14 protein-coding genes and 2 pseudogenes are annotated in these 18,419 nt (G+C 60.4%); 7 read left to right on the top strand and 9 right to left on the bottom strand.

Annotated features, from left to right (window positions below):
* From cyoB to hmpA, 5 genes and pseudogenes are all read right to left on the bottom strand, one after another.
* On the bottom strand, nt 1–1,810 hold a 1,810-nt coding region (gene cyoB, locus DBR18_RS10145), incomplete at its 3' end, for a cytochrome o ubiquinol oxidase subunit I (RefSeq protein WP_108590215.1).
* 3 nt (nt 1,811–1,813) lie between these two features.
* Nucleotides 1,814–2,755, bottom strand: coding sequence for a ubiquinol oxidase subunit II (gene cyoA, locus DBR18_RS10140; protein WP_007968383.1), 942 nt, complete (start codon nt 2,753–2,755; stop codon nt 1,814–1,816).
* An 826-nt stretch (nt 2,756–3,581) separates the two neighbouring features.
* Nucleotides 3,582–4,091, bottom strand: coding sequence for a disulfide bond formation protein B (locus DBR18_RS10130; protein ID WP_007968385.1), 510 nt, complete (start codon nt 4,089–4,091; stop codon nt 3,582–3,584).
* A gap of 25 nt (nt 4,092–4,116) precedes the next feature.
* A pseudogene (locus DBR18_RS29010) lies at nt 4,117–4,272 on the bottom strand (ester cyclase); the annotation flags it as partial.
* A 262-nt stretch (nt 4,273–4,534) separates the two neighbouring features.
* Nucleotides 4,535–5,716, bottom strand: a complete 1,182-nt coding sequence (gene hmpA, locus DBR18_RS10120; protein WP_108590213.1) for an NO-inducible flavohemoprotein — start codon at nt 5,714–5,716, stop codon at nt 4,535–4,537.
* Between the two features lie 163 nt (nt 5,717–5,879).
* On the opposite strand from hmpA, the gene norR reads away from it, so the two are divergent.
* The 5 genes from norR to DBR18_RS10095 all read left to right on the top strand — a co-directional run bounded on the left by norR (nt 5,880) and on the right by DBR18_RS10095 (nt 10,333).
* Complete coding sequence (gene norR / locus DBR18_RS10115) at nt 5,880–7,433, top strand: nitric oxide reductase transcriptional regulator NorR (protein WP_108590212.1); 1,554 nt, start codon at nt 5,880–5,882, stop codon at nt 7,431–7,433.
* A 192-nt stretch (nt 7,434–7,625) separates the two neighbouring features.
* Nucleotides 7,626–8,528 (top strand): chemotaxis protein CheV, encoded by a 903-nt coding sequence (locus tag DBR18_RS10110; RefSeq protein ID WP_025109268.1) that lies wholly within the window; start codon nt 7,626–7,628, stop codon nt 8,526–8,528.
* Nucleotides 8,529–8,555: 27 nt separating this feature from the next.
* Nucleotides 8,556–9,014: a GNAT family N-acetyltransferase gene (locus tag DBR18_RS10105; RefSeq protein WP_108590220.1), complete on the top strand. Its 459-nt coding sequence runs from the start codon at nt 8,556–8,558 to the stop codon at nt 9,012–9,014.
* Nucleotides 9,015–9,173: 159 nt separating this feature from the next.
* Nucleotides 9,174–9,500 carry a hypothetical protein gene (locus DBR18_RS10100; protein ID WP_108590211.1) on the top strand — a complete coding sequence of 109 codons (327 nt, stop codon included), beginning with the start codon at nt 9,174–9,176 and terminating at the stop codon, nt 9,498–9,500.
* Nucleotides 9,501–9,583: 83 nt separating this feature from the next.
* A complete protein-coding gene (locus DBR18_RS10095) occupies nt 9,584–10,333 on the top strand; it encodes a YkgJ family cysteine cluster protein (RefSeq protein WP_108590210.1) in 750 nt (249 codons plus the stop codon).
* 140 nt (nt 10,334–10,473) lie between these two features.
* Here the strand turns inward: DBR18_RS10095 and DBR18_RS10090 are convergent, their stop codons facing one another.
* The 4 genes and pseudogenes from DBR18_RS10090 to DBR18_RS10080 all read right to left on the bottom strand — a co-directional run bounded on the left by DBR18_RS10090 (nt 10,474) and on the right by DBR18_RS10080 (nt 13,126).
* Nucleotides 10,474–11,526 carry a methyl-accepting chemotaxis protein gene (locus tag DBR18_RS10090; protein ID WP_371921082.1) on the bottom strand — a complete coding sequence of 351 codons (1,053 nt, stop codon included), beginning with the start codon at nt 11,524–11,526 and terminating at the stop codon, nt 10,474–10,476.
* 255 nt (nt 11,527–11,781) lie between these two features.
* A pseudogene (locus tag DBR18_RS30260) lies at nt 11,782–12,063 on the bottom strand (PAS domain-containing protein); the annotation flags it as partial.
* Between the two features lie 149 nt (nt 12,064–12,212).
* Nucleotides 12,213–12,452 (bottom strand): hypothetical protein, encoded by a 240-nt coding sequence (locus DBR18_RS10085; RefSeq protein WP_108590208.1) that lies wholly within the window; start codon nt 12,450–12,452, stop codon nt 12,213–12,215.
* A gap of 311 nt (nt 12,453–12,763) precedes the next feature.
* Entirely contained in the window at nt 12,764–13,126 is a 363-nt protein-coding gene (locus DBR18_RS10080; protein WP_108590207.1) for a DUF6124 family protein, read from the bottom strand.
* A 1,033-nt stretch (nt 13,127–14,159) separates the two neighbouring features.
* Here DBR18_RS10080 and DBR18_RS10070 point away from each other — a divergent pair.
* Together DBR18_RS10070 and DBR18_RS10065 are read left to right on the top strand one after the other, a co-directional pair.
* Nucleotides 14,160–15,317: an efflux RND transporter periplasmic adaptor subunit gene (locus DBR18_RS10070; RefSeq protein WP_108590205.1), complete on the top strand. Its 1,158-nt coding sequence runs from the start codon at nt 14,160–14,162 to the stop codon at nt 15,315–15,317.
* Nucleotides 15,314–18,415 carry a multidrug efflux RND transporter permease subunit gene (locus tag DBR18_RS10065; RefSeq protein ID WP_108590204.1) on the top strand — a complete coding sequence of 1,034 codons (3,102 nt, stop codon included), beginning with the start codon at nt 15,314–15,316 and terminating at the stop codon, nt 18,413–18,415. The genes DBR18_RS10070 and DBR18_RS10065 overlap by 4 nt, the downstream gene beginning before the upstream one ends.
* Nucleotides 18,416–18,419: the final 4 nt, after the last annotated feature.

The raw sequence follows: 18,419 nt of genomic DNA, 5'->3' as shown, positions 1-18,419 counted from the left end.
AGACGGTCAGCAGTGCGCCCATCACCACGCCAGTGGCGGTGTTGTTCGGCATGTGGATCGGCTCGTACTTGGCCGGAGCCTGGTACGCAGTACCGTTTTCCTTGGCTTCGGTGAACGGGTCGATGCAGTCAGCCTTAGGCAGCACAGCGAAGTTGTAGAACGGAGGTGGCGACGAGGTCGACCATTCCAGAGTGTGGGCATTCCACGGGTCACCGTGTTCGCACATGTTCTCTGGCTTGTTGCGGTCACGCACACTGACGTACAGCTGGATCAGTTGGCAGGCGATACCGACAGCGATCATCACCGCACCGAACATGGCCACGTACAGGTACGGCACCCACTCAGGGTTGGTGGTGGCGTTCAGACGACGGGTCATGCCCATGAAGCCCAGTGCATAGAGCGGCATGAACGCGACGAAGAAGCCCGAGATCCAGAACCAGAACGCTGCTTTACCCCAGCCTTCGTGCAGCTTGAAGCCGAACGCTTTCGGGAAGTAGAAGCCGAAACCTGCGATGTAGCCGAATACCGCGCCGCCGATGATCACGTTGTGGAAGTGCGCGATCACGAACAGGCTGTTGTGCAGAACGAAGTCAGCACCCGGGATGGCCAGCAGTACGCCGGTCATGCCGCCGATGGCGAAGGTCACCATGAAGCCCAGTGTCCACATCACCTGGCTGGTGAAGCGCAGACGGCCCTGGTAGATGGTGAACAGCCAGTTGAACAGTTTCACACCCGTCGGGATGGAAATCAGCATCGTCGCCAGACCGAAGAAGGCGTTGACGCTGGCACCCGAACCCATGGTGAAGAAGTGGTGCAGCCAAACCATGAAGCCCAGTACCGAGATCGCGCCCGAAGCGTAGATCATCGAGTGGTGGCCGAACAGTTTCTTGCCGGTGAACGCCGAGATCACTTCCGAGAAGATGCCGAATGCCGGCAGGATCAGGATGTAAACCTCAGGGTGGCCCCAGGCCCAGAACAGGTTGACGTACATCATTGGATTGCCACCAAGTTCATTGGTGAAAATGTGGAAATCCATGTAACGGTCGAGGGTCAGCAGTGCCAGGGTAGCGGTCAGGATCGGGAACGAAGCCACGATCAGAACGTTGGCCCAGGTGCAGGTCCAGGTGAAGATCGGCATGTCCATCAGTTTCATGCCAGGGGTACGCATTTTCAGCACGGTGGCGAGGAAGTTGACCCCCGTCAGCGTCGTACCTAACCCGGATAGCTGTAGCGCCCAGATGTAGTAGTCCATCCCCACGCCAGGGCTGTACTGCAGACCCGACAGCGGCGGATAGGCAACCCAGCCGGTCTTGGCGAATTCGCCGACGCCCAGGGACAGGTTGATCAGCACAACGCCGGACACCAGCAGCCAGAAGCTCAGGGAGTTCAGGAACGGGAAGGCAACGTCACGCGCGCCGATCTGCAGCGGCACTGCAAGGTTCATCAGGCCGGTGAAGAATGGCATCGCCATGAAGATGATCATGATCACACCGTGAGCGGTGAAGATCTGGTCATAGTGTTCAGGTGGCAGGTAGCCAGGCGAACCCTCGGTGGCCATGGCCAGCTGGGTACGCATCATGATGGCGTCGGCAAAGCCACGCAGCAGCATGACCATGGCAACGATGATGTACATCACACCGATTTTCTTGTGGTCGACCGACGTCAGCCACTCGGTCCACAAGTAGGTCCACTTCTTGAAGTAGGTGATTGCAGCGAACAACGCCAGACCACCGAGCGCGATCATCGAGATGGTGACCATCACGATCGGCTCGTGGAAAGGGATCGCTTCCCAACTTAATTTACCAAACATCGTTTACTCCTCTGCCCCGGCAGCTGAATGCGAATTCGAGTCCATGTCCGTTGCCGCCACTTCTTTCTCTTTCTTCTCGTGCTTCAGCGGCTTGCCCGGTTTCATGCCTTCGTACTTGTCGACGATGGTCTGGAACAGGTTCGGCGTGACCGAGGAGTAGAGCTCGACTGGATTGTTCTGGCTTGGCTTGGCAAGGGCTGCGTATTCAGCTGGTTCAAGCTGTTTAGGTGCCTTTTTGACTTCACTTACCCAGGCGTCGAAATCTTCCTGAGAAGTTGCGATCGCTTTGAATTTCATACCGGTGAAACCAGCGCCGCTGTAGTTGGCGGAGATACCGTCCATTTCAGCGTTGCGGTCAGCGATCAGGTGCAGCCGGGTGGTCATGCCCGCCATTGCGTAGATCTGGCCGCCCAGGCCCGGGATGAAGAAGGAGTTCATCACGGCGTCGGAGGTGATCCGGAAGTTGACCGGGGTGTGTGCCGGGAACACGATCTTGTTGACCGTGGCAATGCCTTGTTCCGGGTAGATGAACAGCCACTTCCAGTCCAGCGCCACGACTTCGATGGTCACCGGCTTGACGTCGGATTCAATCGGACGGTACGGGTCCAGTTTGTGGGTCGAAATGTAGGTGATGTAACCCAGGGCGATGATGATCAGGACCGGGATGGTCCACACAGCCACTTCGATTTTGGTCGAGTGCGACCATTTCGGGGTGTAGACGGCATCCTTGTTGGACGCGCGGTACTTCCAGGCGAACAGGAAGGTCATGACGATAACCGGCACAACGACCAACAGCATCAGCAGCGTGGCGGTGATGATCAGGTTGCGCTGTTCCAGGCCGACCTGGCCCGTTGGATTGAGCAGGGTCATGTTGCAGCCTCCCAGCAACAACGTGCCGAGCAGCGGCACTAGGCCTAGTAATCTGGGGTACCTGTTTTTACTCATCTCACGACCTCTAAAGCAGCTTGCGCAATGCAGTTGGGTTTTGATCGCCAACACTTCACCCTGCCAAGGGTTGGCATTTTCTTTGGATTGAATAAGGGCCGCCCGTCGCGCGTCAGACGCTCGACAAAACCTTGGGACAGCGGTCAGTTCTTATTCGAATTCGTGGTCAAAGGCCTTGTTACAGACCAATTCCATTTGGTGCGGAAAGTTGGAAGGCACCGACACCTGGGTGTCTTGAAAGCCTTTCGGCCCGCTCGACACCCGACTTCCTGTCCGGTTCCTTAATAAAGGTCGAACAGTGCCGGGAATTCAGTGCGGGCGATTGTAGATAGGTAGCGCCCTATACACCATGTCTTATCCCGAAATAATTTTTATCGCTCAGAGCAACAATCCATCACCGTTTTTGCAAAAGTTCCGCATGTTATCGAAATCGATTCTCAACAAAAACACCAAAAAATGTAAGCCTATCCACCTCAGTTCAGACAGCTCCGAAGGCTTTTTCCCAACGCCGAATTGGCGCAAAGCCCGATATTCAAAGGCCTCTGGCCATCTGCCAGAGCCTGTTAAAACTGCCTGATCTGGCACCTGCGTGCAAAACCAGAAAATTGCCGAAACAGACCAATCCTTTTTTGTAACATTACGCCAATCCGGGTCGCCGAAACGCCCTGCGACAGGGCGCGTGTGACAACATGTCGCACACCTGTCGCACGCTCGGTTGCCGTTCGTCACAGCGATTTCACAAACGCTCTGAAATGCAAAACGCCCCGATTGGCTGATCCGCAAATCGGGGCGTTTTCTGTATCGGCCGATCAGCCGAAGAGTTGATTCAGCGCAATGCTTTTCGGTTACGCGAGGTCAGCAGCGGCACCAGGATCACCACCAGCACGAACGCCACCAGCGCCCATTGCGCCAGCGACAGACCGAGAATCGGCGGGTACGGCGTCGAGCAGAAGCCATCGACCTGGAAGCCCAGCGGGAAGATCTTCGCCAACGGCAGGTCGTCGACAATCGGCTGCAACACATCGATGCCGCAGCTCACCGCCGGATAGAACTGGGTGTACACGTGATGCCCGGCGACGCCGGCCCCGGCAATCGCGCAGATCACCACCAGCACCTCGAACACGGTAATGCTGCGTCGGGTGCGCATGGCCGCGCCAATAAAGGCAAACAGCGCAATCAGCAACAGTGCATAACGCTGCAGGATGCACAGCGGGCATGGCGCCTCGCCCAGCACGACCTGCATGTAGAGCGCGCCACCAATCAACGCCAGGCAAATGATGCCCAGCAGCACCAGAAAGCGCCGTTCACGTCCCAGTCGAATCGTTTCCTCGCTCATCGCGTTTCCCTTGTATGTCCATGGTTCAGCTGATCGGCGGCTGCCCTTGCAGTGGCGCCATCAGGCTGATGTTGTCTTCGATATGCCCATCGGCCGCGATGCGACCGTTGTCGATCTGATAGATATCGGTTGCCCGGAAGTCTACACGCTGACCCAGCCCGTTGAGAGCCTTGAACGTACCACGGCGAGGAAAGATGGCGTGCGACCGGGGCGATCCTGATCAGCCAAACGAACGAGCGCCTGCCATCAGCATCGGGGGGAATAAACGATAAACCGGTTAAGAAACGATTAACCTTGGAACACTTTTCTATAAGTCAGAACTGCATAACGGCCTTCGCGGGCAAGCCCGCTCCCACAGGTTCAGCGTCGTCCACACATTCTGTGCACGCCACAAATCCTGTGGGAGCGAGCCTGCTCGCGAATGAAGGCAACCCGGTTCTGGATTATTCCAAAGCCGACGCCGGCCCGAAGAATTCATAACGGCTCTGCTGCTCCGGCACACCCAGCGCTTTCAGATGCCGCTTGATCGCCCCCATGAAGCCCTTGGGTCCAAGAAAGTAGGCATCAACATCCCGCTGCGCCGGCAGCCACTCACTCAACTGTTCCTGACTGAGGATCCCGACCCTGTCCGCCGCCGGACTCACGCCGTCATCTTCGGCGTAGCAATAGAAGCGCTTGAGCTGTGGATAACGCGCCGCCAGCCCGTCGATCCAGTCGCGGAACGCATGCACGCTGCCATTGCGCGCGCAGTGGATAAAGTGCACCGGGCGCTCGGTTTGCAACGCCGCTTCGAGCATCGCCAGAGTCGGAGTGATGCCGACCCCGCCACTGATCAGCACCAACGGCTTGTCGCTGGCAGTCAGGGTGAACTCGCCCGATGGCGGGAACAGCTGAATGCTCGCGCCAACATGCAGTTGATCATGCAAATGATTGGACGCACGGCCACCCGGTTCGCGTTTGACGCTGATGCGGTATTGACCTTTATTGGCCAGTGACGACAGCGAATAGTTACGGCGGATTTCTTCACCGTCGAGGATCAGCTTCATGCCGATGTACTGGCCCGGCTCCGCAGCGAGTATCGGACCTTTGTCCGCCGGCTCGAAGTAGAACGAAATGATCTCGGCGCTCTCTTCGACCTTGTTCACCACGATGAACTCCCGCGCCCCGCGCCAGCCGCCGACCGCCTGTTCTTTCTGGTCATAGATCGCGGCTTCAGCGCCAATCAGGATCTCCGCGAGTTGCCCATAAGCGGCGCCCCACGCGCTCATCACTTCCGGCGTAGCGATCTCGTCACCGAGCACTTCGGAAATGGCGCGCAGCAAACAAGTGCCGACAATCGGGTAATGCTCCGGCAGGATCTGCAGGGCGACGTGCTTGTTGATGATCTTCGCCACCAGATCGCCCAACTGGTCGAGCTGATCGATGTGCCGGGCGTACATCAACACGCCGTTAGCCAACGCACGCGGCTGGTCACCACTGGCCTGATGCGCCTGGTTGAACAGCGGGCGAACCTCTGGGTATTCAGAGAGCATCATGCGGTAGAAATGCGTGATCAGCGCTTCACCGCCGCTTTCCAGCAGAGGTACGGTGGATTTGACGATGGCACGATCCTGGACGCTAAGCATAAGAGTGACTCCTGAGCTTTCTTGAGAATTACCCTGTAGTTATCAGTTTTCATGCCAGATTTTTTATCGTTATAAATCAATGATTTAATTTAAAAGTAGTCATTTAGACCAAAACGCATTTATAGTCATCTCGACTACATCGAGTCTCTTTGACTACAAGACCATGACCGCCAAATCCCTGCTCACTGCTTTACTGCCGCTGGTCTCCGACCTGTCCCGCGAATTGCCCGAGGGCGAGCGCTATCGACGCCTGCTCGAAGCCATGCGCGCCCTGCTGCCCTGCGATGCCGCCGCGTTGTTGCGCCTGGACGGGGAATGGCTGGTGCCGCTGGCGGTGGATGGCTTGAGCACCGACACCCTCGGCCGGCGCTTCAAAGTCAGCGACCATCCACGCTTCGAGATCCTGCTGGACGGCGCCGGGCCAACCCGCTTCGCCGCCGACAGCGACTTGCCCGATCCGTACGACGGCTTGGTCGATGGCCTGGGCGATCATCTCGAAGTGCATGACTGTCTCGGCTGTCCGCTATTCGTCGACGAAAAGCTCTGGGGCCTGATCACCCTCGACGCCCTCGATCCGGAGCGTTTCGAGCCGATCGAACTCGACGCCCTGCAAGCCTTCGCCAGCCTCGCCTCGGCCACGGTCAACGCTGCCGAGCGCATCGAACGCCTGGCGTTGCGCGCCGAGGATGAGCACCAGCGCGCCGAGGTCTACCGGCAGGCCAGTGGTCAGCAGCAGCGCGAAATGATCGGCCAGAGCAAGGCACACAAACGTCTGGTGGAGGAAATCAATCTGGTCGGCGGCAGCGACCTGACCGTGCTGATCACCGGCGAAACCGGGGTCGGCAAGGAACTGGTGGCGCAGGCGATCCACGCCGCCTCCCCGCGCGCCGACAAACCGATCATCAGCCTCAACTGCGCCGCCCTGCCCGACACTCTGGTCGAGAGCGAACTGTTCGGCCACGTGCGCGGCGCCTTCACCGGCGCCACCAGCGACCGCCGCGGCAAGTTCGAACTGGCCAATGGTGGCACGCTGTTTCTCGATGAAGTCGGTGAACTGTCGTTGACCGTGCAGGCCAAGTTGCTGCGGGTGCTGCAAAGCGGCCAGTTGCAACGGCTCGGTTCGGACAAGGAACATCAGGTCGACGTGCGCCTGATCGCCGCGACCAACCGCGATCTGGCCGAAGAAGTGCGCAGCGGCCGCTATCGCGCCGACTTCTATCACCGCTTGAGCGTGTACCCGCTGCGAGTGCCGGCGCTGCGTGATCGCGGGCGCGACGTGTTGCTGCTCAGCGGCTTCTTTCTGGAACAGAACCGCTCGCGCATGGGCCTCAACAGCCTGCGCCTGAGCAGCGACGCCCAAGAGGCCTTGCTCGCCTACACTTGGCCGGGCAACGTGCGTGAACTGGAACACTTGATTGGCCGCAGCGCACTGAAAGCGCTGGGCAACTGCAAGGTACGGCCGAAGATTCTCAGTTTGAGCGCGGCGGATCTGGATTTGCCGCGCGAGGTTGTGGATAAATCGCCCGCACCTGCCACTGAAGTACCGGCGATACCGTTGATCAGCGGTGATTTGCGCAGCGCCACCGAGGCGTATCAACGCCGATTGATCGGCGCCGCGCTCGAACGCAATCAGGATAACTGGGCCAGTGCGGCGCGGGAGCTGGGGCTGGATCGGGCGAATCTTGGGCGGATGGCCAAGCGTCTGGGCATGAAATAAAGCAAAGATCGCAGCCTTCGGCAGCTCCTACACAGTTCACTTACCCCTGTAGGAGCTGCCGCAGGCTGCGATCTTTTGATCCTCACCTGCCCAATGGCACTAAAGCCTGCCCCCGACAAGTCGATAACCCGGCATCAATAGTTTCTGGCGATTTGCACCCTCGCCCATCACCTTTTTCCACAGAAGGTTCATATGTCTTCCACCAAAGCCCGCGCAGATTCACTCTCGCTTCTGTTGTTTACCTTGCGCAGCGGCAAGCTGATGGCGATCAACCTGCTGAAAGTCAGTGAAATCATCCCCTGCCCGCCGCTGACCAAGCTGCCGGAGTCGCACCCGCACGTCAAAGGCATCGCCACCCTGCGCGGCGCCTCGCTGTCGGTGATCGACCTCAGCCGCGCCATTGGCGAACGGCCTCTGGAAGATCCGAACGGCGGCTGCCTGATCGTCACCGACGTCAGCCGCTCCAAGCAAGGTCTGCACGTGCAGGCCGTGAGCAAAATCGTCCATTGCCTGACCACCGACATCAAGCCGCCGCCGTTCGGCTCCGGTGGTTCACGCGCCTACATCACCGGCGTGACCTCGGTGGACGGTACGTTGGTACAGGTGCTGGACATTGAAAAAGTCATCCACAGCATCGCCCCGGCGCAGATCGAAATGGCCCCGACCGACCTGAGCATGGAAGACGCGGAAGTGCTCGGCAACGCGCGAATTCTGGTGGTCGACGACAGCCAGGTAGCCCTGCAGCAATCGGTGCACACCCTGCGCAATCTCGGCCTGCAATGCCATACCGCACGCAGTGCCAAGGAAGCCATCGATTGTCTGCTCGACCTGCAAGGCACCGCGCAGCAGATCAACCTGATCGTCTCTGACATCGAAATGTCCGAAATGGACGGCTACGCCTTCACCCGCACCCTGCGCGAAACCCCGGACTTCGCCCACCTCTACGTGCTGCTGCACACCTCCCTCGACAGCGCGATGAACAGCGAGAAAGCGCGCCTGGCCGGGGCCAACGCGGTGCTGACCAAGTTCTCGTCGCCGGAGCTGACCCAACGCCTGATCGAAGCGGCCAAACACGTCGCGGCCAACGGTCACTGAGTCTTGAGCCAGACCTACTGCTTTCTGATGCGCCGCGATCTGCGTCAAGGCGTACCACCGATTCATTGGCCCGATGGTGTCGAACTGAGCACTTATCGACCGGAACTCGCGGCGGCCGTGCATCAACTGATGCAACTCGGCTACCGCGAGGGCGGTGGTCGCGTGCCGGCACTGGAGGAGTGGCAACAGCGGTTTGAAAGCGATGCCGAATACGATCCCCGGCTGTGCTGGATTGCCACGGACGCCGAGGGCGTGGTCGGCGTGGCGCAGTGCTGGACCAGTTCGTACATCAAGAATCTGGTGGTTCATCCGCGGATGCAGGGTCGTGGTCTGGGTCGTGCGTTATTGCTCAATGCATTCAAGGTGTTTCAGCAAAGGCGCGAAGGCTTTGTCGATCTGAAGGTGCTGGAAGACAACCTGCGGGCGCAGCGGTTGTATGAAAGTGCCGGGATGTCTGTGGTTCGCCGGGAAATCGTGCCGGACTGATTCAAAGTCAAAAGATCGCAGCCTTCGGCAGCTCCTACAGGGGGATGCATTTCCATGTAGGAGCTGCCGCAGGCTGCGATCTTTCAGCGGCGTCTCAGGCAACAAAACTCTTCAGGCATACTCCAACCCCTGGACCCTCAAGACCAAGGATGCCGCCCCATGAAAACCCTCACCCTGAGCCTGCTCTGTCTCACCGCCCTCACCTCCCAGGCCCATGCCTCCAGCCCCGACGCCTGGGCTGCCTACGACAAAACCGTCCTTGCCAGTTGCACCAAAGCCAGCGGCCTTAAAGACACCAAACCCGTGGGCAGCCCCGCGCAATTCGATGACCGCGTCGGCTACACCGCAGTCCTGCTGCAAGGCCAATACCCGCAAAAACACATGAAAGGCCAGCAAGGCACCGAGCTGTGCCTGTACAGCAAAAAGTCGAAAACCGCGTTCGTCACCGAATGGGACTCGATCCGTACGGGCGCCCAAACCCGCTGAGTGGCGCATAACTTGCTTCGATCCAGACCTGCCTGGCGACTTTACGTCGCCGTTTCACACTCTGATTGAAGATTGATCGTGCAATGAATACGACGTTTTCCTGCGTTGGCTGCGGCAAATGCTGCACCGACCATCATGTGCCCCTGACCCTCGCTGAGGCCCGCATGTGGGCGGCGGATGGCGGTCAGGTGATCGTGCTGGTCGAGGCCTTTCTCGGCAACGGCCTGGGCCTGCCGGCGCAGCAGCGTGAGCACGCCGAGCGGCGTTCGCTGGTGGTGCGCAGCGGCACGGCCGAGGCCCACGTGGCCATCACCTTCGCCGCGTACAACGTCGGTCGCTGCCGGAATCTTGACGAGGACAACCTGTGCCGCATCTACGAGCGCCGGCCATTGGTGTGCAGGATTTACCCCGCGGAGATCAACCCGCACATCCCGCTCAACCCGGCTGCCAAGGATTGCCCGCCGGAGTCATGGCAACAGGGGCCGCTGCTGATTGCCGGCGGTGAGCTGGTCGATCAGGACCTGCTGGAGCTGATCCAGCGGTCACGTCAGGCGGATCGCGATGACATCCGGATCAAGGATGCGATCTGCGCCGCGCTGGGCATCCGCACCACAGCGCTCAAGGGCGACGGGTTTACCGCGTATTTGCCGCAGATGGACGCTTTTGCGGCCGTGATTGATCAGGTTGCAGCACAGCCACTGAATACGGAATCCAGTGAATGGCTGTTTCATCTGTCCGGGGATGACGTTGCCGGGCAGTTGGTGGCGGCTGGAGCGCAGGTGGTGACGGAGCCGACGCAGACGTATGCGTTTATTTCGCTGCGGGCGGCTTGATCCAAAATTCAAGGTGACTGGACTGGCCTCATCGCTGGCAAGCCAGCTCCCACAATGTTCTCGAGAGTTCACATAATGTGTGCAAGCCACAGAAACCTGTGGGAGCTGGCTTGCCAGCGATGAGGCCAGTGGGAACAGCATCAATCCCGAACCTGCCGCTGCCCCCAGAACTCCCGCGCCAGCAACCGCAAATCCCCCGCCAGCCCCGCCACATCTTCGGAATTGCGCTGACTCTGCCGTCCCTCATCCACCGTCAATTCCGACGCCGTGCGAATGCTGACGATGTTGCGGTTGATGTCTTCGCTCACCGCGCTCTGCTGCTCCACCGCTGCGGCAATCTGCAGGCTCATTTCGGTGATCTGCTCAACCCGTTCACTGATCCCGTCCAGCGCCCGCGCGGCACGCTGCGCCTGTTCGACGCTGTTATCCACATGCTCGCTGCTCTGCTGCATCACCAGCACCGCGTCCCGCGCGCCGTTTTGCAAAGTGCTAATCATGCGCTGAATCTCGTTGGTCGACTGCTGCGTGCGCTGCGCCAGGCCGCGCACCTCATCAGCCACCACCGCGAAGCCGCGCCCGGCATCCCCGGCCCGCGCGGCCTCGATCGCCGCGTTGAGCGCCAGCAGATTGGTCTGCTCGGCGATGCTGCGGATCACCTCCAGCACCCCGGAAATCTCGCTGCTGTGGCCTTCGAGCTGATGAATCACCTCGGTCGCCCGCCGCAGTTCCTCGGCCAGACGCAGCACCGCACTGCGACTCTCCCCCACCAGCAAATGCCCTTCACGGGTCTCCGTGCCGGCCATGTCCGCCGCCACCGACGCCTGCTGCGCATGGCTGGCAACCTGCGCGACACTGGCGGCCATCTGGTGAATCGCCGCCGCCACCTGATCGGTTTCCGCCTGTTGCGCCAGCGAACTGCTGTGACTGCTTTGCAGATGATCGACCAATTGCGCCGCGTGCCCGGCCAACTGTTGCGACGCATCGCCGATACGCCCGACCACCGCGCCGACCTGGGCTTCGAGCATCTGCAGGGCGAATTCTATCTGGCCGATTTCATCGCGGCGCCCGGTGTAAATGCTCTGGCTCAATGGATTGTCCGCGACCTGCCGCGCCCGCTCCGTCAGGCGTGCAAGCGGGCTTAGGATCCAGCGCACGCTCACCGCACAAAGGCTGCTGCCGCAGACAAACAGCACCCCGTCGATCCACACCGACTCCGGGCGCAACCAGGCTTCAATCCCCAACACCAGCCCCAGCAAAGCACTGGCCGACGCCGTGACCTTGCCGCGCAAACCAAGCCCGGGCAGCGGCCGCCGCCCCTTCGACTCACCGCGCAATTGCGCATACGCCCGCTCAGCCGCCGCCACCTGCCGCGCATCAGGCCGGGTGCGCACCGACTGATACTCCACCGCCACGCCGTTCTGCGTCACCGGCGTGACATACGCGCTGACCCAATAGTGATCGCCGTTCTTGCAGCGATTCTTCACCAGTCCCATCCACGAGCGCCCGCCCTTTAGCGTCTGCCACATATGCGCAAACGCCTGCGACGGCATGTCCGGGTGGCGCAACAGGTTGTGCGGTGTGCCAAGCAATTCGTCGCGGCTGTAACCGCTGATTCTGATGAAGTCTTCGTTGGCGTAGGTGATCGCGCTGGTCAGATCGGTGGTCGAAAGAATGTTCGCATCCAGCGCCACATCGACGTTACGGCCGGTTACCGGGAGATTGATCTTCATGAATGGCGCGCTCGTTTTATTGGAAGAGTCGGCAGGGCTGCTGACTCTAAGCGCACCAATTGGTCAAATATTGATCTGGCTCAGGAACTGAGCACTTAGCCATCACTGCGACCGAAAATCGCAGCCGATGGCTGAAGGCGGGGTGAAACTCAGCGCTTGCCCATCGAACGGCGGGTCCCCGGCGGCGCCATGCCTGGGGTCTTGGTGTGGCCATTCTTGGCGCCGTTCTTGTACCACGGCTGGTTCGAACCCTTGGCAGCCGCCAGTTCGCCCGGTTTGAACGGGAACTTGAAAGCCGGGATCTCGGGTTTGGTTTCGCTGGCGTCGGCAAGCTCGGCCGGAACATCGCTCACGGCGTGGTCAACCGGCGGTTGGGTCGGGGAAGTCATAAAAGCTCCGCAAAGCAAAAAGTCGGGCCCGAACAGTGAGCCGCGAAGGCGCGCAGTATACCTGCGCGCCCGGACTCGGCACCTGAAGATTTGCAGCGCACGCCGAACGGTTTAGAGGTAGGTGATAGTTCAATGTTTCCCAAATCGGGAATGATCGGTCCCTTTTTTGGGACCGGCTAACAACAATAGCCGACAGACATGCGTCGCCCGCACAGACGTCTTCGCGAGCAGGCTCGCTCCCACAGGTGAAGCGCGTTTTTCTGTGGGAGCGAGCCTGCTCGCGATGGACGATGACGCGGTGCTCGGACGGATCAAGTGCGTGGATCAACCCGATCCAGCGCCCGATTCACCGCCAGCTCGGCGAGCATGACGATTTGCTGGATCGCCAGGGCAGTGCTGCGCTGCGAACCACCGAGTTCATTGGCGAAGTTGCTGGCCATGGCACTGGCAGAGGCCAACGATTCGTAAGCGTGGGCGAGCAGGGTTTCGGTGTCGATACCTGGGTTGACCAGAAACATTGTGCTTGGCTGTCGTGGCTGGACGGGTTGCGGACAGAGGTAGAAATCGAGCGCACGTTTGATGGCTTCGCGGTTTTTGGCGAGGTCTTCAGCGCGGATGGCTTCGGCGAGCGGGGTTGTGGTTTCTACGGGAGGATCGGGTACGGGTTTCGACATTGAATTGATCTCTAATCATCTGATTAAAGCCATCTCTGTCGTTTCTCACGCGACGAAGAGGTGGCAGCTATGTGCGGAGTGAGAAACCGGTAAGAGATCAACCCGGCCGAACCGAAGTCCGCCCGCACACAGCCGCCATAGAAGATCGTCGGCAGCAAATAAGCTGGCGGCGATTATGGTGCGGCTGGCGCTTGATTAAAACCTCTTAGCGGGTTCTCACACCCGATCACCGATTTGCGGTGACAACCAAAGCCTAGAGATCGTGCGTCCGACGGACAACCTGAAAATCTTGTGGGAAGGTTCTGGTTTGCTCACACACTTTTAAACACAAACCCACTCACTGTAGGAGCTGCCGAAGGCTCGGGCCGCGTTCGGACGATCTTTTGACTTTGGCTTTCACAACTCAAAAGCGAGATCAAAAGATCGCAGCCTTCGGCAGCTCCTACAGGAAGGCTGGGTGCATTCAGTTGGAGATCGGTCGGCTGTCAGGCCGCCATCGCTGGCAAGCCAGCTCCCACAGAAGAGCAAAAGCAAGATCAAAAGATCGCAGCCTGCGGCAGCTCCTACAGGGAAGATAAGTACAACCCGCACGCGGCGCATGCCGCCCCACTCCAGGATGAGCGCAAGCTCGGCTGCCGCTCTTGATCTTGATCCACGGGCGACGTCGGAAGGCTGAGTGGAGGGATTGATCCGGGCGTGGGAGCGCAGCGACCGTTTGGCGCAGCCAAACACAGCGAGAGGAGGTGCAGCGAAGCAAACCGGAGGCGCTGCGCCCGGATCAATCCCGCAGCGAAGGGACCCCGAGCTTTAGCGAGAGGGCCGAACGCAGGAGCAAGCCTTTTTGGTTACTTTTTCGGCGTCTGGAAAAAGTGACCCGCCGTAAGGGCGGAACCGTAATCAGCCACACCCGCAGAAACGGATATACACCCCGGCGAAACTGACAGCGCTGACAGCTAGCCGTCACCCTACTGACCTGCAGACAGGTTTATAAAGACAACAACCCTGCCCAAACTCCGTCCGGCGCCCACCCCGCATGCGAATCAAAAAAAACCAAGCCCTGCTAGCCCTAGTGATCGCCCTGGCCGCCGCAGGCACAGGGTGGGCACTGAAACCCGCCCCGACCAAACTGGCAACCCCGACCGCCATCCCGGTCCGCGTCGTCACGGTCAGCGAAAAAGACGTCCCCCGCTACACCAGCGGCATCGGCTCGGTCCTCTCGTTGCACAGCGTGGTGGTGCGCCCACAAGTCGACGGCATCCTCACCAAAATCTTCGTCAAGGAAGGCCAACTGGTGAAGGCCGGCGACCTGCTCGCCACCATCGACGACCGCTCAATCCGCGCCAGCCTCGATCAGGCCCGCGCGCAACTGGGCGAAAGCCAAGCGCAATTGCAAGTCGCCCTGGTCAACCTCAAGCGCTACAAACTGCTCAGCGTCGACGACGGCGTCTCCAAGCAGACCTACGACCAGCAGCAGGCACTGGTCAACCAATTGAAAGCCACCGCCCAAGGCAACCAGGCCTCGATTGACTCGGCGCAGGTACAGCTTTCCTACACGCAGATTCGCTCCCCGGTCACCGGTCGCGTCGGTATTCGTACAGTCGATGAAGGCAACTTCCTGCGCATGACCGACACCGCCGGCCTGTTCACCGTGACCCAGATCGACCCGATCGCCGTGGAGTTCTCGCTGCCGCAGCAAATGCTGCCGACCCTGCAGGGCCTGATCAACGATCCGCAGCGTGCGCAGGTCAAGGCCTACATCGGCGCCGACACCGACGGCGAAACCGGCAACCTGCTCGGCGAAGGTCACCTGACCCTGATCGACAACCAGATCAACGCCAACACCGGCACCATCCGCGCCAAGGCCGAATTCGACAATGCCAGCCAGAAACTCTGGCCGGGCCTGCTGGTGACGGTAAAAATTCAGACGGCGCTGGACAAGGATGCGCTGGTGGTGCCGCCCACCGTCGTACAGCGCGGTCTTGATCAACACTTCGTCTATCGCGTGAATGGCGACAAGGTCGAAGCCGTACAAGTGCAGATGGTTTATCAGGGCAGCGGCCAGGACATCATCAAAGGCGTAAAGGCCGGCGATCAACTGGTCAGTGACGGCCAGTCGCGGCTCAAACCCGGTTCGACCGTGCAGGTCATGACCGAGCCGCCGCAGGTGGTGCAAGCGGAGCCAAAACCATGAAGGAGCACAAAGGCGTCTCCACCTGGTGCATCGATCACCCGGTCGCGACGATTCTGCTGACCATCGCGCTGGTATTGGTCGGTGCGATTGCCTTCCCGCGTTTGCCAATTGCCCCACTGCCGGAAGCGGAATTTCCGACGATCCAGGTCTCGGCGCAATTGCCCGGCGCCAGCCCCGACACCATGGCCTCGTCCGTGGCCACGCCGCTGGAGGTGCAATTCAGCGCCATCCCCGGCATGACCCAGATGACTTCCAGCAGTGCGCTCGGCTCCAGCCTGCTGACCCTGCAATTCACCCTCGACAAGAGCATCGACACCGCCGCCCAGGAAGTCCAGGCCGCGATCAATACCGCCGCCGGCAAGCTGCCCAAGGACATGCCGACCCTGCCGACCTGGAAGAAGGTCAACCCGGCCGACAGCCCGGTGCTGATCCTCAGCGTCAGCTCAACGCAAATGCCCGGCACCGAACTCAGCGATCTGGTGGAAACCCTGCTCTCACGTCAGATCAGTCAGATCGACGGCGTAGGCCAGATCAACATCACCGGTCAGCAACGTCCGGCGATCCGCGTACAAGCCTCCGCCGACAAACTGGCGGCCATCGGCCTGACCCTGGCCGACATCCGGCTGGCAATCCAGCAGACCAGCCTCAACCTCGCCAAAGGTGCGTTGTACGGGGAATCGAGCATCTCGACGCTGTCGACCAACGACCAGTTGTTCCACCCCGAGGACTACAGCCAACTCATCGTTTCCTACAAGGACGGCGCCCCGGTTCACCTGCGCGATGTCGCCAAAGTCGTCAACGGTTCGGAAGATGCCTACGTGCAAGCCTGGGCCGGTGATCAACCGGGGGTAAACCTGGTGATCTCGCGCCAGCCCGGCGCCAACATCGTCGAAACCGTCGACCGTATTCAGGCCGCCCTGCCCGGCCTCGAAGCCATGCTCCCGGCCTCGGTGCAGGTGAAAACCCTGATCGACCGCACCCAGACCATCCGCGCCTCGCTGCATGAAGTCGAAATCACTCTGCTGATCGCGATTCTGCTGGTGGTGGCGGTAATGGCGCTGTTCCTGCGCCAGTTGTCGGCGACCATGATTGTCTCGGCCGTGCTCGGCGTGTCGCTGACCGCCAGTTTCGCCCTGATGTACCTGCTGGGGTTCAGCCTGAACAACCTGACGCTGGTGGCGATTGTCGTCGCAGTCGGGTTTGTCGTGGACGACGCGATCGTGGTGGTGGAAAACATCCACCGGCATCTGGAGGCCGGCGACAGCATGCGCGAGGCGGCGGTCAAAGGCGCCGGTGAGATTGGCTTCACCGTGGTGTCGATCAGTTTCTCGCTGGTGGCGGCGTTCATTCCGCTGCTGTTCATGGGCGGTGTGGTCGGGCGGCTGTTCAAGGAGTTTGCCCTGACCGCGACTTCGACCATCATGATTTCCGTGGTGGTGTCGCTGACCCTGGCACCGACGCTGGCAGCGCTCTTCATGCGCAAACCGGTGCACCACGCCCACGACAAACCGGGCTTCAGCGAACGCCTGCTCGGCTGGTACGAAAAAGGCCTGCGCCGCGCCCTCGCCCATCAGAAGCTGATGATCGGCGTGTTCGGCCTGTCGCTGGCAATGGCGATTGCCGGCTACATCTTTATCCCCAAGGGTTTTTTCCCGGTACAGGACACCGGTTTTGTCCTCGGCACCACCGAAGCCGCTGCGGATATCTCCTACGGCGACATGGTGAAAAAACACCTGGCGATGGCCGAAATCGTCGCCGCCGACCCGGCCGTGCAGGCGTTCTCGCATTCGGTGGGTGTGTCCGGCAGCAACCAGACCATCGCCAACGGGCGCTTCTGGATTGCCCTGAAAAAACGCGGTGACCGCGACGTGTCCGCCAGCCAGTTCATCGACCGGATTCGTCCGCAACTGATGAAAGTCCCGGGCATCGTCCTGTACCTGCGCGCCGGCCAGGACATCAACTTGAGCTCCGGCCCGAGCCGTGCGCAGTACCAATACGTGCTCAAGAGCAACGATGGCGCGACCCTCGCCACCTGGACCCAGCGCCTGACGGAAAAACTGCGCAGCAACCCGGCGTTCCGCGATATTTCCAACGACCTGCAACTGGGCGGCAGCATCACCCACATCAGCATCGATCGCAGCGCCGCCGCGCGTTTCGGCCTCACCGCGAGCGATGTCGACGAGGCGCTGTACGATGCGTTCGGCCAACGCCAGATCAACGAGTTCCAGACCCAGGTCAACCAGTACAACGTGATTCTGGAGCTGGACACCAAGCAACGCGGCAAGGCCGAAAGCCTCAACTATTTCTACCTGCGCTCGCCGCTGAGTGGCGAGATGGTGCCGCTGTCTGCGTTGGCCAAATTCGATGCGCCGACCATCGGCCCACTGTCGATTGCCCATGACGGCATGTTCCCGGCCGCCAACCTGTCGTTCAACCTCGCGCCCGGCGTGGCGTTGGGCGACGCGGTGATTCTGCTCAATCAGGCCAAGGCCGAGATCGGCATGCCCACCGCCATCAGCGGCAACTTCCAGGGCGCGGCGCAGGCGTTCCAGAGTTCGCTGGCGAGTCAGCCGTGGCTGATTCTCGCGGCACTGGTGGCGGTGTACATCATTCTCGGCGTGCTTTACGAGAGCTTCGTGCATCCGCTGACGATCATTTCGACCCTGCCGACAGCGGGCCTCGGTGCGGTGATCATGCTGTGGATCTGCGGTCAGGATTTTTCGATCATGGCGCTGATCGGGCTGGTGCTGCTGATCGGCATCGTCAAGAAGAACGGCATCCTGATGATCGACTTTGCGCTGGAAGCCCAGCGCCATCGCGGATTGGCGCCGCAGGATGCAATCTTCGAAGCGTGCATCACGCGGTTCCGGCCGATCATCATGACCACCCTCGCCGCCCTGCTCGGCGCGCTGCCGCTGATGCTCGGCTACGGCACCGGCGCCGAGCTGCGCCAGCCGCTGGGGATTGCGGTGGTGGGCGGTTTGCTGGTCAGCCAGATGCTGACGCTGTTTACCACTCCGGTCATATACTTGTGGCTCGAGCGGCTGTTCCATCGGCCTAAGCCAGAACCTTTACCGGCACTGGCAACCACAGACTGAGGCG

The sequence above is a fragment of the Pseudomonas sp. HMWF021 genome, from assembly GCF_003061005.1.
Lineage (GTDB): Bacteria > Pseudomonadota > Gammaproteobacteria > Pseudomonadales > Pseudomonadaceae > Aquipseudomonas.
Note: the sequence above shows the minus strand (reverse complement) of the source record. Positions and strands in the feature narration are given on the sequence as shown.

What these genes read in the sequence shown, in the direction of transcription:
- DBR18_RS10105 (WP_108590220.1), top strand. Translation starts at nt 8,556, where the DNA reads ATGCGCCGCGATCTGCGTCAAGGCGTACCACCGATTCATTGGCCCGAT.
- DBR18_RS10100 (WP_108590211.1), top strand. Translation starts at nt 9,174, where the DNA reads ATGAAAACCCTCACCCTGAGCCTGCTCTGTCTCACCGCCCTCACCTCC.
- DBR18_RS10070 (WP_108590205.1), top strand. Translation starts at nt 14,160, where the DNA reads ATGCGAATCAAAAAAAACCAAGCCCTGCTAGCCCTAGTGATCGCCCTG.
- DBR18_RS10065 (WP_108590204.1), top strand. Translation starts at nt 15,314, where the DNA reads ATGAAGGAGCACAAAGGCGTCTCCACCTGGTGCATCGATCACCCGGTC.
- DBR18_RS10130 (WP_007968385.1), bottom strand. Translation starts at nt 4,091, where the DNA reads ATGAGCGAGGAAACGATTCGACTGGGACGTGAACGGCGCTTTCTGGTG.
- DBR18_RS10085 (WP_108590208.1), bottom strand. Translation starts at nt 12,452, where the DNA reads ATGACTTCCCCGACCCAACCGCCGGTTGACCACGCCGTGAGCGATGTT.
- norR (WP_108590212.1), top strand. Translation starts at nt 5,880, where the DNA reads ATGACCGCCAAATCCCTGCTCACTGCTTTACTGCCGCTGGTCTCCGAC.
- cyoA (WP_007968383.1), bottom strand. Translation starts at nt 2,755, where the DNA reads ATGAGTAAAAACAGGTACCCCAGATTACTAGGCCTAGTGCCGCTGCTC.
- DBR18_RS10080 (WP_108590207.1), bottom strand. Translation starts at nt 13,126, where the DNA reads ATGTCGAAACCCGTACCCGATCCTCCCGTAGAAACCACAACCCCGCTC.
- hmpA (WP_108590213.1), bottom strand. Translation starts at nt 5,716, where the DNA reads ATGCTTAGCGTCCAGGATCGTGCCATCGTCAAATCCACCGTACCTCTG.
- DBR18_RS10095 (WP_108590210.1), top strand. Translation starts at nt 9,584, where the DNA reads ATGAATACGACGTTTTCCTGCGTTGGCTGCGGCAAATGCTGCACCGAC.
- DBR18_RS10110 (WP_025109268.1), top strand. Translation starts at nt 7,626, where the DNA reads ATGTCTTCCACCAAAGCCCGCGCAGATTCACTCTCGCTTCTGTTGTTT.